This window comes from Geodermatophilus sp. SYSU D01180, from assembly GCF_054050415.1.
Genome location: NZ_JBJGZH010000010.1, coordinates 38785 through 51999 on the forward strand (window position 1 = coordinate 38785; position 13215 = coordinate 51999).

Below are 13215 nucleotides of genomic sequence, written 5' to 3' on the forward strand. Positions count from 1 at the left end.
CACCGCCGTCGTCGCGTGCTCCCCTCCGCCGCCGACCCGGGAGCCCCGTGACCGCACTGCTGCTCGCGCACCTGGTGGCCGCCCTGGCCGCGCCGGTGCTGGTGCGGTGGTGGGGGCGCGACGCCTTCCTCGCCCTCGCGCTGGTGCCCGCGGCCGGGTTCGCCTGGACGCTCGCGCAGCTGTCGGCGGTCGCGTCCGGCGACGACGTCCGCGAGACCGTGCCCTGGGTGCCCGCGCTCGACCTGTCGGTGACGCTGCGGCTGGACCCGCTCGCCCTCGTGTTCGCCGGCCTGGTCACCGGCGTCGGCGCGCTGGTGCTCCTCTACTGCAGCCGCTACGTGGAGCCCGACGCCGAGGGCACCGGCCGGCTGGCCGGCTGCCTGACCGCCTTCGCCGGCTCCATGCTGGCGCTGGTCCTCGCCGACGACGTCTACCTGCTCTACGTGGCCTGGGAGCTGACGACGGTCTTCTCCTTCCTGCTCATCGGCGGGTCGGGGACGGCGCTGGCGGCGCGGCGGGCGGCCGCCCAGGCGCTGGTGCTCACCACCGCCGGCGGCCTGGCGATGCTGGCCGGGCTCGTGGTGCTCGCCCACGCCGCCGGCACGTCGCGGCTGTCGGCGATCGTCGCCGACCCCGGCAGCGGGCCGGCCGTCGTCGCCGGCGTGCTGCTCGTGCTGGCCGGCGCGGCGACCAAGTCCGCGCTGGTGCCGTTCCACTTCTGGCTGCCGGCGGCCATGGAGGCGCCCACGCCGGTGAGTGCCTACCTGCACGCGGCGGCCATGGTGAAGGCCGGCGTCTACCTGGTCGCGCGGCTGGCGCCCGGCACCGCCGACCTGCCCGGCTGGCGGCCGCTGGTGCTCGGCCTGGGCGTGGCCACGATGCTGGTCGGCGGCTACCGGGCGCTGCGCCAGTCCGACCTCAAGCTGCTGCTCGCCTTCGGCACGGTCAGCCAGCTCGGCTTCCTGGTCGCGCTGGTCGGCGCGGGCAGCGCCGAGCTCGCCCGCGCCGGGCTGGCCATGGTGCTCGCGCACGGGCTGTTCAAGTCCACGCTGTTCCTCACCGTCGGCGTCGTCGACCACGCCACCGGGACCCGCGACCTGCGCGAGCTGTCCGGCCTCGGCCGCCGGATGCCGGTGCTCGCCGCCGTCGCCGGCCTGGCCGCGGCGTCGATGGCCGGGCTGCCGCCGCTGCTCGGCTTCGTCGGCAAGGAGGCGGCCTTCACCGCGCTGCTCGACGGCGGCCTGCCCGGCCGCACCGCCGCGCTGCTGGTCCTCGCCGGGCTGGTGCTCGGGTCGGTGCTCACCGTCGGCTACACGCTGCGCTTCCTGTGGGGCGCGTTCGCCGCCAAGGCCGGCCGCCCGGCCACGGAGGTGGCGCACCCGCCGGGGCCGCTGTTCCTCGCCGCCCCCGTCGTCCTCGCCGGCCTCGGCCTCGTGGGCGGCGTCCTCGCGAAGGGCCTCGAGCCGGTCGTCGGCCGCTACGCCGACGAGCTGCCCACGTACGCGCCGGAGGCCGAGGAGCTCGCGCTGTGGCACGGGCTCCAGCCGGCCCTGGCGCTGTCGGCGCTCACCCTGCTCGGCGGCGCCGCGCTGTTCGCCGGGCGGGCGACGGTGGACCGGGTGCAGCGGCGGCTCACGGTCCGGGCATCGGCCGACGAGGGCTACTGGAACGTGCTGCAGGGCGTCGACCGGCTCGCCGTCCTGGTCACCGGGACGACGCAGCGCGGGTCGCTGCCGGCCTACCTCGGCACGATCCTGACCGCGGTCGTCCTGCTGCCGGGCGCGCTGCTCACCACGGTCGCGGAGCGGCCGGCGGAGTGGCGGGCCTGGGACAGCCCGGTCCAGGTGCTGGTGGGCGTCGTCGTGCTGCTGGCCGCGGCCATGGCGGTGCGGGTGCGGCAGCGGCTGTCGGCGGCGCTGGTCGTCGGCGTCACCGGCTACGGGCTGGCGGTGTTCTTCGTGATCGCCGGCGCGCCGGACCTCGCGCTCACCCAGTTCCTCGTCGAGACGGTGACCATCGTGGCGTTCGTCCTGGTGCTGCGGAAGCTGCCCAAGGACGTGTCCGAGCGGCACCGCCGCCGCGAGCGCACCGGCCGCGGCCTGCTCGCCGTCGGCGTGGGCCTGCTCATGGGCGCGGTGTCCGCCGTGGCGCTGTCCGCCCGCGACGCCGCCCCGGTGTCCGACGAGTACGCCCGGCTCGCCGAGGAGGCGCAGGGGGACAACGTCGTCAACGTGACCCTGGTCGACATCCGCGCCTGGGACACCTTCGGGGAGATCTCGGTGCTCATCGTCGCCGCCACCGGCGTGGCCAGCCTGGTCTTCCTGCGGCGGCGCACCGGGGCGATCGAGCGCGCCGAGCGCGAGGACCAGGCCACCGGGCGGTCCCGGCGCGCGCCGGTCGGGGAGTGGCTGGCCGCCGGCGGCACGCTGGACCCGCGGCGCCGGTCGGTGGTGCTCGAGGTCGTCGTCCGGATGCTGTTCCACACCGTCCTGGTCTTCTCGCTGTACCTGCTGTTCGCCGGCCACAACGCCCCCGGCGGCGGGTTCGCCGGCGGCCTGGTCGCGGGGCTCGCGCTGGTGCTGCGCTACCTGGCCGGCGGCCGCTACGAGCTCGGCGAGGCCGCGCCGCTGGACCCCGGCCGGCTGCTCGGCGCGGGCCTGCTGCTGGCCGGCGGCACCGGCGTCGCCGCGCTCGTGCTGGGCGGGCAGGTGCTCGAGTCCACCTACTGGGAGTGGACGCTGCCGGTCCTGGGGGACGTCAAGCTCGTCTCGCCGCTGTTCTTCGACGTCGGCGTCTACCTGGTCGTCGTCGGCCTGGTGCTCGACGTGCTGCGCAGCCTCGGCGCCGAGCTCGACCGCCAGGAGGACGAGGACGACCCGGTCGAGGTCGCGCCGGGGGAGGTGGTGGCCCGGTGACGCCGACCGTCGTCCTGCCCGTGGTCATCGGCGGCCTGTACGCCGCCGGGGTCTTCCTGCTGCTCGACCGCAGCCTCACCCGGGTGCTGCTCGGCTTCCTGCTGCTGGGCAACGCCACCAACCTGCTGCTCATCAGCGCCGCCGGCCCGGCGGGGAGCGCGCCGCTGCTCGGCCGCGGCGACGGCGATCTCGCCGACCCGCTGCCGCAGGCGTTCGTGCTCACCTCCATCGTCATCACCTTCGGCGTCTCGGCGTTCCTGCTGGCGGTGATCCACCGCTCGTGGCGGCTGGCCCGCCAGGAGGCGGTGGAGGCCGACGAGGAGGACCGCCGGCTGGCCACCCGGGAGGGCCGCCGCACCGGCCGCGAGGACCCCGACGAGATCGACCCGGACCGGCTGGCCGCCGAGGACCGGCGCCCGTTCCACGCCGAGCCGCCCCGGCGCCGCGGGCAGCCGCCGCCGGGCACCCCCGCGGACGACGTCGACCTGCCCTCGGCCCGACGGCGGTCCCGGTGATCCGCGTCCTCGCCCCGCTGCCGGTGGTCCTGCCGCTGCTGGGCGCGGCCGTCTCGCTGCTGCTCAGCCGCCACACGCGGACCCAGCGGGCGCTCAGCGTCGCGGTGCTCGCCGCGGTCCTGGGCGTGTCGGTGGCCCTGCTGGCCCTCGCCGACCGGTCGGGGGCGGTCGCGGTGGCGGTCGGCGACTGGCCGGTGCCGCAGGCGATCTCGCTGGTGGTCGACCGGCTGTCGGCGCTGATGCTGGTGGTGGCGCACACCGTGGGCCTCGGCGTGCTGCTGTTCGCCGTCGGCCAGGGCGCCGCCGACGGCGGCGAGCAGGCGCCGGTGTCGATCTTCCACCCGACGTTCCTCGTGCTCATGGCCGGCGTCGGGTTCGCGTTCCTCTCCGGCGACCTGTTCAACCTCTACGTCGGCTTCGAGGTGCTGCTGACCGCCAGTTACGTGCTCATCACCCTCGGCGGGTCCGCGCCGAGGGTGCGCGGCGGGATCACCTACGTCGTGGTCAGCCTGGTCGGGTCGCTGCTGTTCCTCGCCGCGATCGGCCTGGTGTACGCGGCCACCGGCACCGTGGACATGGCCGACCTGTCGGTGCGGCTCGCCGAGCTCCCCGAGGGCACCCGCACGCTGCTGCACGCGCTGCTGCTCATCGCCTTCGGCATCAAGGCCGCCGTCTTCCCGCTCTCGGCCTGGCTGCCCGACAGCTACCCGACCGCGCCGGCGCCGGTGACCGCGGTGTTCGCCGGGCTGCTCACCAAGGTCGGCGTCTACGCGATCATCCGCACGCAGACGCTGCTGTTCCCCGACGGCGCGCTCGACACCCTGCTGATGGCGGCGGCGCTGGCCACGCTCGTGGTCGGCATCCTCGGCGCGGTCGCGCAGACCGACCTGCGGCGGATCCTGTCCTTCACGCTGGTCAGCCACATCGGCTACCTGGTGTTCGGCATCGCGCTGGGCAGCGTCGCGGGGCTGACCGCCGCGGTGTTCTACGTCGTCCACCACATCGTCGTCCAGACCACGCTGTTCCTGGTCGCCGGGCTGGTCGAGCGCACCGGCGGGTCGACGTCGATCCGCCGGCTGGGCGGGCTGGCCGCCGCCTCCCCGCTGCTCGCGGTGCTGTACCTGCTGCCGGCGCTGAACCTGGCCGGCATCCCGCCGCTGTCCGGGTTCCTCGGCAAGCTGGGCCTGCTGCAGGCCGGGGTCGCCGACGGCCGCCCGCTGGCGCTGGTGCTGGTCGGCGCCGGGCTGGTGACCAGCCTGCTCACCCTGCTGGCGGTGGCCCGGGTGTGGACCCGCGCGTTCTGGCGGCCGCGGGCGCAGGAGCCCGGCGCCGACACCGCGGCCGCGGCGGCGGCCGACGCGGGGCCGCGCGCCGGGGCCCGCCCGTCGGGGAACGGCGCTGCCCGGCCGTCGGCGGCGTGGCAGCGGCAGGTGGCGGTGGCGACGGCGTCCGAGGGGCCCGAGGAGGCCGACGAGTACCCGGGCGAGCCCGCGGAGCGGCTGCCGCGCCTGCTGGTCGGCGCGACGGCGGCGCTGGTGGCGCTGACCGTCGCCCTCACCGCCCTGGCCGGCCCGCTCTACGGCCTGGCCGGCCGCGCCGCCACCGACCTGCTCGACCGCGGCCCCTACCGCACGGCCGTGGAGGGGGAGCGGTGAGCGACCGCGCCCGCCACCTGCTGCGCCAGCTGCCCGCGCTGGTCTGGCTGGTGCTGGTCTGGGTGTTGCTGTGGGGCACCTGGTCGTGGGCGAACGTGCTGGGCGGCGTGCTGGTCGCCGTCCTCGTCACCCGCGTGGTGCCGCTCCCGGCAGTGGTGGAGAACATCCGCATCCGGCCGCTCGCGCTGCTGCGGTTCCTCGCGGTGTTCGCCGTCGACCTCGTCGTCTCCAGCGCCCAGGTGGCCTGGCGCGCGCTGCGGCCGGGCCCGCCGCTGCGCAGCGCCGTCATCCGGGTGCAGCTGCGCACCGACTCCGACCTGCTGCTCGCCGTCATCAGCGAGGCGCTCAGCCTGGTCCCCGGCTCGGTGGTGCTCGACCTGGACCGCGAGCACCGGGTGCTGGCCGTCCACCTGCTCGAGGTCCGCGACCGCGACGACCTCGAGCGCCAGCGCGCCGGGGTGCTGGCCATGGAGGACCGGGTGGTGCGGGCGTTCGGCCGGTCCCGCGAGCGCGCCGCGCTGGACCGGGAGCCCGCGGAGGTGGCGCGGTGAACTGGGTGGGCGTCGTCGCGTTCGGCCTGATCGGGGCGGGGGCACTGCTCGCGCTGGTGCGGCTGGCCCGCGGGCCGTCGCTGCTGGACCGGGTCGTGGCCGGGGACGCGATGCTGGTGATCACGGCCGGCGGGCTCGGTGTGCACGTGGCGCTGTCCCGCGACGCGTCCGCGGTGCCGGTGCTCGTCGTCGTGTCGCTGCTGGGCTACATCGGCGCGATCGCGGTGGTCCGCTACGTCGGCGGCATGGTGCTCGACCGGCCCTCCGGCGAGGACCCGGCGGGGCAGGAGCGGCCGTGAGCGCGGTCCTCGACGTCGTCGCGACCGTCTGCCTGCTGCTCGGGTCGTTCCTCGCGTTCACCGCGGGGCTCGGGCTGCTGCACTTCCCCGACGTGCTGACCCGCCTGCACGCGGCCACGAAGCCGCAGGTCACCGGGCTGCTGCTGGTGCTGGTCGGCGGGGCGATCCGGCTGGCCGGGACGCCCGCGATGTGGGTGCTGCTGCTGGTGGCGATGCTGCAGGTGCTCACCGCGCCGCTGTCGGCGCACATGGTCAGCCGGATCGCCTACCGCCGCCGGCACGTGCGCCGGGACCTGCTGGTCGTCGACGAGGTGGCCGAGCACGCCGGCCGGGACGCGGACCCGGGGCTCCGCGGCGACTGACACCGCGGAGCCCCGGGTCCGCGTCCTCAGCGCAGGGCCCGGTTGACCGCCGAGACGACGGCGCGCAGCGAGGCGCTGACGATGTTCGGGTCGATGCCCACGCCCCACAGCACCCGCTCGCCGACCGCGCACTCGACGTAGGCGGCGGCGCGGGCGTCGCCACCGGCGGACAGCGCGTGCTCGGCGTAGTCCAGGACCCGGACGTCGACGTCGAGGGTCTTCAGCGCGTCGACGAACGCGGCGATAGGGCCGTTGCCACGGCCCTGCACGGTGACCGGGACGCCGTCGGCGGTCAGCTCGACCACCATCTCGTCGAGCTGCTCGCCGTGGGCGGTGTGCCGGTGGCCGCTGAGGGCGAACCGGCCCCACGGGGCGTCGGGGTCGGGCAGGTACTCGCTGGTGAACGCGGCCCACATCTGCTGGGCGGTGACCTCCCCGCCCTCGTCGTCCGTGTGCCGCTGGACGACCCCGCTGAACTCGATCTGCAGCCGCCGGGGCAGGTCGAGGTGGTTCTCGGTCTTCATGATGTAGGCGACGCCGCCCTTGCCGGACTGGCTGTTGACCCGGATGACCGCCTCGTAGCTCCGGCCGACGTCCTTGGGGTCGATCGGCAGGTACGGCACCGCCCACGGCATCTGCTCGACCGGCTTCCCGGCGGCGGCCGCGTCGGCCTCGAGGGCCTTGAAGCCCTTGTTGATGGCGTCCTGGTGGGAGCCGGAGAAGGCGGTGTAGACCAGGTCCCCGCCGTAGGGGTGCCGCTCGTGCACGCCGAGCTGGTTGCAGTACTCGACCGTGCGGCGGATCTCGTCGATGTCGGAGAAGTCGATCTGCGGGTCGATGCCCTGGCTGAACAGGTTCAGGCCCAGGGTGACCAGGTCGACGTTGCCGGTGCGCTCGCCGTTGCCGAACAGACAGCCCTCGATGCGGTCGGCGCCGGCGCGGTAGCCCAGCTCGGCGGCGGCGACGGCGGTGCCGCGGTCGTTGTGCGGGTGCAGGCTCAGCACGACGGCGTCGCGGCGGCCCAGGTTGCGGTGCATCCACTCGACCTGGTCGGCGTAGACGGTCGGCTCGGCCATCTCGACGGTCGCCGGCAGGTTGAGGATGGTCGGCCGGTCGGGGGTCGGCTCCCAGACGTCGGTGACCGCGTTGCAGATCTCGACGGCGAAGTCCAGCTCGGTGCCGGTGAAGGACTCGGGGCTGTACTCGAACCGGATCTCGGTGTCGCCGGCCTGCTCGGCCAGCTTGCGGACCAGCTGGGCGCCGTGGACGGCGATGTCGACGATGCCGGCGCGGTCGCTGGCGAAGACGACGCGGCGCTGCAGCGTGCTGGTCGAGTTGTAGAGGTGGACGATCGCCTGCTTCGCGCCGCGCAGCGACTCGAAGGTGCGCTCGATCAGCTCGTCACGGGCCTGGGTGAGGACCTGGATGGTGACGTCGTCGGGTACCAGGTCGTCCTCGACGAGCTGGCGCACGAAGTCGTAGTCGGTCTGGCTGGCCGCCGGGAAGCCGACCTCGATCTCCTTGTAGCCCATCCGCACCAGCAGCTCGAACATCCGGCGCTTGCGGTCGGGGCTCATGGGGTCGATCAGGGCCTGGTTCCCGTCGCGCAGGTCGACGGCGCACCAGCGCGGGGCCACCGTGGTGACCTTCTGCGGCCAGGTGCGGTCGGACAGGTCGACCGGCTGGAACGGGGCGTAGCGGGAGATCGGCATCCCCGACGGGCGCTGGGGGTTGCGGGCGTGCGGGTGCTGGGGGCTGGTCACGGTGGGATGACTCCTCTGGTGCGGGCTGGACTGTCGCTCCTGGGGGGCGGTCAGCGGGCACCGGGACGTCATCGACCACGGCAGGATCTCCGCGGCGAGGGAGCCGACCTAGGAGGAGGCCTCGCCGCGGCGGGTAAGCAGGAGGCTGCCGCGCACGGAGCCCACGGTAGCAGCGGGTCAGCTCAGGTCGCAGCCACACGCGCAGTCCGGCGCGTGCGGGGCGGGCGGTGCGGGCCGGCCCGGCGCCGGCGGGGGCTCGTCGAGCAGCAGGTCGTCGCAGGCCGGCGGGCACACGCAGCGGAACTCCGGCGCGGGCGGCGGGAGCAGCCCGGCCGCCCGCCGGCGCTCCAGCTCCCCCGCGCGGGCCCTCGCCGCATCGGCCCGCCGGGCCGCGGCCCGGTCGGCCAGGGCGTCCCCCGGCCGGGGGAGCTGGTGGTCCTCCGGGGTCCCGCGCACCCGGCGGCGGTCGTCCCTGCTCCTCCGGTCGCGGGTGAACGTGTAGGTGACCGGCGTGCGGTCGTACCGGTGCGGCCCGTGCCACCAGCCGTCGTCGCCGTGCCGGGTGTCGAGGTGCGCGGGGAAGTGCCGGTCGCCCTCGTCCCGCACGGCCGCGCCGTCCATCGGCGCCACCTCCCGCCCCTCGTCGTCCAGCAGCGCCAGCCGCAAGCCCGCGACGGCCGCCAGGCGGGCCAGCGCGCGGGCGTCGAGCCCGCGCGTCCCGGCCTCTGCGGCCGCCACCGTCGAGCTGGGCAGCCCTCCGGCCTGGGCCAGTTCCCGCTGCGACAGGTCCGCGACGCGACGGATGCGTCGGAGCAGTCCGGACAGGGAGAAGTCGGACACCCGGCCAGCGTCGCTGCCGGGACTCGCGCGAGAGCTGCCGGATGTCCTCCTGTGGAAGCTCGTGCTCTGCACACAGGTGTAGGCAGTGCACGAAGGCCGGTCCTGTTATGGGTCTGCGGACGCTCGTGCTCTGCACACAGGTGTGGGCAGAGCACGAGTTCGCTCGGGAGGTGGCACTGCCCGGGCCGGCACGGGCGGGGCGGGTGCGCCGGGACCGGCCGGTCGGACCGGTGGGGCGGAGGCGGGGTGGGAGCGGCCGCCGCCGGCGGGTGGTGCGGTGAGGCGTCCCGCGGGTCAGAACTCGCGGCGGCGGCGGAGGCGGAGGGGACGGCCGTCGGGGTCGTCGACCAGGCGGTACAGCGGCGTCGCCCAGAGGCGGGTGGGCAGCGTCAGCCGCTCGGCCCTGTGGTGGCGCAGCCGGCCGCGCGGGCGGGGGCCACGGCGGCCCCCGTCGTACCAGGCGTCGAGCGCGTCGGCCGCGGCGTCGAGGGTCGCGACGAACGTGGCCGGGTCGAGCAGGTCGGCGTCCTCGCTGCCGTCCTCGGCCCGGTCGGTGTGCTCGCGGGCGAGCACCAGCCGCAGGTCGCGGGCGAAGGGGCGCGCACCGTCGCCGGTGCCGGCCGGGTCGCGCGGCTCGCGGGGGTCGAGGGTGGTGTCGAGGACGGCCGAGGACAGCTCGCTGTCGTGGGTCCAGGAGCGGCGGTTGAAGTTGTCGCTGCCCACGCTGGCCCATACGTCGTCGACCACGCACACCTTCGCGTGCACGTAGACCGGCGTCCCCTCGTGGTTCTCGACGTCGTACACGTGCACCCGGTCCCGACCGGCCCGGCGGCACATCTCGATCGCCTGCCAGCGCCCCACGTACTGCGGCCGCTGGGCGACCGCACCGTCCTGGTCGGGCACCCGCGGCACGACGACGACCAGGTGCAGGTCGGGGTGCTCGCGCAGCGCGTCGGCGAACAGCTCCGCCACCTCCGCCGACCACATGTACTGGTCCTCGAGGTAGATCAGCCGCCGCGCCCGCCGGATGGCCTTCGAGTAGCCGCGGGCCACCGACCGCTCGCCGTCGGGGGCGAAGTCGTAGCGCGGCCGGATCGCCGGGTAGGTCCGCAGGTTCTGCACCAGGTGCGGCCCCATCGGCGGCGGGGGCGGCAGCTGCGGCGGCAGCGGGTCGGCGAACATGCGGCCCCGGCGGAACCGGTCGACGACGTGCGCGATCGGGTTGCCCTCGTCGGGGTCGGTGGGGTCGTCCCACCGCTCGCGGAACACCGTGTCCAGGGCCGCGACGGCCGGGCCCCGGATCATCAGCTGCACGTCGTGCCAGGGCGGGGTGGGGCCGTACGCCGCGGCCATCGGCAGCGTCTGCGGGTCGCCGCGGTGCTCGGCGTCGTCGCGGCGGCTGTGGCACAGGTCGATCCCGCCGACGAAGGCGGTGTCCTTCGTCGGGTCCTGGTCGTGCCGGCAGACGACGAGCTTCTGGTGGTGGCTGCCCCCACGGCGCACCCGCTGGTCGAGCACCACCAGGCCGCCACCGTCCTCGACCTCCCGGTCCAGGGCCCGGTTCTCGCGGGCGCTGAACGACAGCCAGTCCACGTGCGAGCGCCACACCAGCCCGCGCACGGTCACCCCGCGGCGCACCGCCTCGGTGAACAGCTGGGCGACGGTCGGCCCGCCCGGGCGCAGCTCCTCGTCGGGGTCGCCGCGCCAGTCGGTGAAGAACAGGTGGTCGCCCTCGTCGAGCCCCTCGACGCACTCGACCAGCCGGTCGAAGTAGGTGGCGCCGTGCACCAGCGGCACGGCGAGGTTGCCCTCGGTCCAGGCCGGCAGCTCCGTGGCCGCGTTGCCGCGCTCCTCGGCGCTGAGCAGCCAGTGCTCGGGAGCGGTCACCCGGTGATCACATCGCCCGCGGCGGCGGGGCGCAACGGGACCGCGCCGGGCTGATTCACGGGGGAGGAGGCCGGCATCGGTAGCCTGTGGACCCGTGGCCCTCGTCGTGCAGAAGTACGGTGGCTCCTCCGTGGCCTCCGCCGCCCACATCAAGCGCGTCGCGGAGCGCATCGTCGCGGAGAAGAAGGCCGGCAACGACGTCGTCGTCGTGGTCTCGGCGATGGGCGACACCACCGACGAGCTGCTCGACCAGGCCGCGCAGATCACCGACGAGCCGCCCGGCCGCGAGCTGGACATGCTCCTCACCGCGGGCGAGCGCATCTCCATGGCGCTGCTGGCCATCGCGATCAGCACGCACGGCTACGAGGCCCGGTCCTTCACCGGCTCGCAGGCCGGCGTGATCACGACCTCCAGCCACGGCAAGGCGCGGATCATCGACGTCACGCCCGGCCGGCTGCGCTCGGCGCTGGACGAGGGCTCGGTCGTCATCGTCGCGGGGTTCCAGGGCGTCAGCCAGGACACCAAGGACGTCACCACGCTCGGCCGCGGCGGGTCGGACACCACCGCGGTCGCCGTCGCCGCGGCGCTGCAGGCCGACGTCTGCGAGATCTACACCGACGTCGACGGCGTCTTCACCGCCGACCCGCGGATCGTCCCCAACGCCCGGCGGCTGGAGACGGTCACCTACGAGGAGATGCTCGAGCTCGCGGCCTCCGGCGCGAAGGTGCTCATGCTCCGCTGCGTCGAGTACGCCCGCCGCTACGGCATCCCGGTGCACGTCCGCAGCTCCTACTCACAGCTCCCCGGCACCGTGGTGACCGGCTCGATGGAGGACCTCAGCGTGGAACAGGCGATCATCACCGGCGTCGCGCACGACCGCAGCGAGGGCAAGATCACCGTCTACGGCGTCCCGGACCGGCCGGGTGAGGCCGCGCAGATCTTCCGCGTGCTGGCCGACGCCGAGATCAACATCGACATGATCGTGCAGAACGTGTCGGCCGAGGCCAGCAAGCTCGCCGACATCTCCTTCACGCTGCCCAAGAGCGACGGCCCGGCCGCCATCGCCGCGCTGGAGAAGGTCAAGCACACCGTCGGCTACAGCGACGTCCGGTTCGACCAGCACATCGGCAAGGTGAGCCTGGTCGGCGCCGGCATGCGCAGCCACCCCGGCGTCTCGGCGCGCTTCTTCGGCGCCCTGGCCGACGCCGGCGTCAACCTCGAGCTCATCAGCACCTCGGAGATCCGCATCTCCGTGGTCTGCCGCGACAGCGACGTGGACCTCGCGGTCCGCGCGGTGCACGACGCCTTCGACCTCGGCAGCGACGAGGAGGAGGCCGTGGTCTACGGAGGGACCGGACGATGAGCATCTCCAAGCGCGACGGCCTGCGGGTCGGTGTCGTCGGCGCCACCGGCCAGGTCGGCGCCGTCATGCGCCGGATCCTCGCCGAGCGGCAGTTCCCGCTCAGCGAGCTGCGGTTCTTCGCCAGCGCCCGCAGCGCCGGCAGCACCCTGCCCTGGGCGGACGGCGAGATCACCGTCGAGGACGCCGCCACCGCCGACCCGACCGGGCTCGACGTCGCGCTGTTCTCCGCGGGCGCGAGCACCTCGCGGGCGCAGGCGCCGCGGTTCGCCGAGGCCGGCGTGACCGTCGTCGACAACAGCTCCGCGTGGCGCCGGGACCCCGACGTCCCCCTGGTCGTCGCCGAGGTCAACCCGCACGCCCTGGCCGACATCCCCAAGGGCATCGTCGCCAACCCGAACTGCACCACGATGGCCGCGATGCCGGTGCTCAAGCCGCTGCACGACGAGGCGCAGCTGGTCCGGCTGGTCGCCAGCACCTACCAGGCGGTCTCCGGCAGCGGGTTGGCCGGCGTCGAGGAGCTCGACGGGCAGGTCCGGGCCGTCGGCGACAAGGCCGCCGAGCTCACCCACGACGGCGCGGCGGTGGCCTTCCCCGAGCCGCAGAAGTACGTGCGCCCGATCGCGTTCAACGTGCTGCCGCTGGCCGGCAGCGTCGTCGACGACGGCTCGTTCGAGACCGACGAGGAGCAGAAGCTCCGCAACGAGAGCCGCAAGATCCTCGGCATCCCCGACCTGCGGGTCGCGGGCACCTGCGTGCGGGTGCCGGTCTTCACCGGGCACTCGCTGTCGCTCAACGTCGAGTTCGCCCGGCCGCTGACCGTCGCCCGCGCCACCGAGCTGCTCACCGGGGCGCCGGGCGTGCAGCTCACCGACGTCCCGACGCCGCTGCAGGCCGCCGGGCAGGACCCCAGCTACGTCGGGCGCATCCGGCAGGACCAGAGCGTCGACGACGACCGCGGGCTGGTGCTGTTCGTCAGCAACGACAACCTGCGCAAGGGCGCGGCGCTCAACACCGTGCAGATCGCCGAGCTGCTGCTCCGGCGCTGAGCGGGCCGCGCTGAGGGAC

11 protein-coding genes are annotated in these 13215 nt (G+C 75.0%); 8 read left to right on the forward strand and 3 right to left on the reverse strand.

Annotated elements, in window-relative coordinates; all coding sequences use genetic code 11:
- Positions 1-47: 47 nt before the first annotated feature.
- The 6 genes from ACI8AA_RS11340 to mnhG are packed head-to-tail and all read left to right on the forward strand — an operon-like array spanning position 48 to position 6297.
- Positions 48-2915 carry a Na+/H+ antiporter subunit A gene (locus ACI8AA_RS11340; protein WP_457044518.1) on the forward strand — a complete coding sequence of 956 codons (2868 nt, stop codon included), beginning with the start codon at positions 48-50 and terminating at the stop codon, positions 2913-2915.
- Positions 2912-3430, forward strand: a complete 519-nt coding sequence (locus ACI8AA_RS11345; RefSeq protein WP_457044519.1) for a Na(+)/H(+) antiporter subunit C — start codon at positions 2912-2914, stop codon at positions 3428-3430. The genes ACI8AA_RS11340 and ACI8AA_RS11345 overlap by 4 nt, the downstream gene beginning before the upstream one ends.
- Complete coding sequence (locus ACI8AA_RS11350) at positions 3427-5085, forward strand: Na+/H+ antiporter subunit D (protein ID WP_457044520.1); 1659 nt, start codon at positions 3427-3429, stop codon at positions 5083-5085. Before ACI8AA_RS11345 ends, ACI8AA_RS11350 begins: the two co-directional genes overlap by 4 nt.
- Positions 5082-5636 carry a Na+/H+ antiporter subunit E gene (locus tag ACI8AA_RS11355; RefSeq protein WP_457044521.1) on the forward strand — a complete coding sequence of 185 codons (555 nt, stop codon included), beginning with the start codon at positions 5082-5084 and terminating at the stop codon, positions 5634-5636. Before ACI8AA_RS11350 ends, ACI8AA_RS11355 begins: the two co-directional genes overlap by 4 nt.
- Entirely contained in the window at positions 5633-5935 is a 303-nt protein-coding gene (locus tag ACI8AA_RS11360) for a monovalent cation/H+ antiporter complex subunit F (RefSeq protein WP_457044522.1), read from the forward strand. The genes ACI8AA_RS11355 and ACI8AA_RS11360 overlap by 4 nt, the downstream gene beginning before the upstream one ends.
- Complete coding sequence (mnhG, locus tag ACI8AA_RS11365) at positions 5932-6297, forward strand: monovalent cation/H(+) antiporter subunit G (protein WP_456928369.1); 366 nt, start codon at positions 5932-5934, stop codon at positions 6295-6297. The genes ACI8AA_RS11360 and mnhG overlap by 4 nt, the downstream gene beginning before the upstream one ends.
- Positions 6298-6323: 26 nt before the next feature.
- On the opposite strand, the gene leuA is transcribed toward mnhG, so the two are convergent.
- The 3 genes from leuA to ACI8AA_RS11380 form a co-directional block, all read right to left on the reverse strand.
- On the reverse strand, positions 6324-8060 hold the full coding sequence (gene leuA / locus ACI8AA_RS11370) for a 2-isopropylmalate synthase (RefSeq protein ID WP_457044523.1): 1737 nt from the start codon (positions 8058-8060) through the stop codon (positions 6324-6326).
- A gap of 177 nt (positions 8061-8237) precedes the next feature.
- Positions 8238-8900 carry a helix-turn-helix domain-containing protein gene (locus ACI8AA_RS11375; protein ID WP_457044524.1) on the reverse strand — a complete coding sequence of 221 codons (663 nt, stop codon included), beginning with the start codon at positions 8898-8900 and terminating at the stop codon, positions 8238-8240.
- A gap of 294 nt (positions 8901-9194) precedes the next feature.
- Positions 9195-10787: a phospholipase D family protein gene (locus tag ACI8AA_RS11380; RefSeq protein ID WP_457044525.1), complete on the reverse strand. Its 1593-nt coding sequence runs from the start codon at positions 10785-10787 to the stop codon at positions 9195-9197.
- A 94-nt stretch (positions 10788-10881) separates the two neighbouring features.
- Here ACI8AA_RS11380 and ACI8AA_RS11385 point away from each other — a divergent pair, with 94 nt between their 5' ends.
- Together ACI8AA_RS11385 and ACI8AA_RS11390 are read left to right on the forward strand one after the other, a co-directional pair.
- Positions 10882-12150 carry an aspartate kinase gene (locus tag ACI8AA_RS11385; RefSeq protein WP_456942929.1) on the forward strand — a complete coding sequence of 423 codons (1269 nt, stop codon included), beginning with the start codon at positions 10882-10884 and terminating at the stop codon, positions 12148-12150.
- Positions 12147-13196: an aspartate-semialdehyde dehydrogenase gene (locus ACI8AA_RS11390; protein WP_457044526.1), complete on the forward strand. Its 1050-nt coding sequence runs from the start codon at positions 12147-12149 to the stop codon at positions 13194-13196. Before ACI8AA_RS11385 ends, ACI8AA_RS11390 begins: the two co-directional genes overlap by 4 nt.
- Positions 13197-13215 lie beyond the last annotated feature (19 nt).

What these genes read in the sequence shown, in the direction of transcription:
- ACI8AA_RS11390 (WP_457044526.1), top strand. Translation starts at nt 12,147, where the DNA reads ATGAGCATCTCCAAGCGCGACGGCCTGCGGGTCGGTGTCGTCGGCGCC.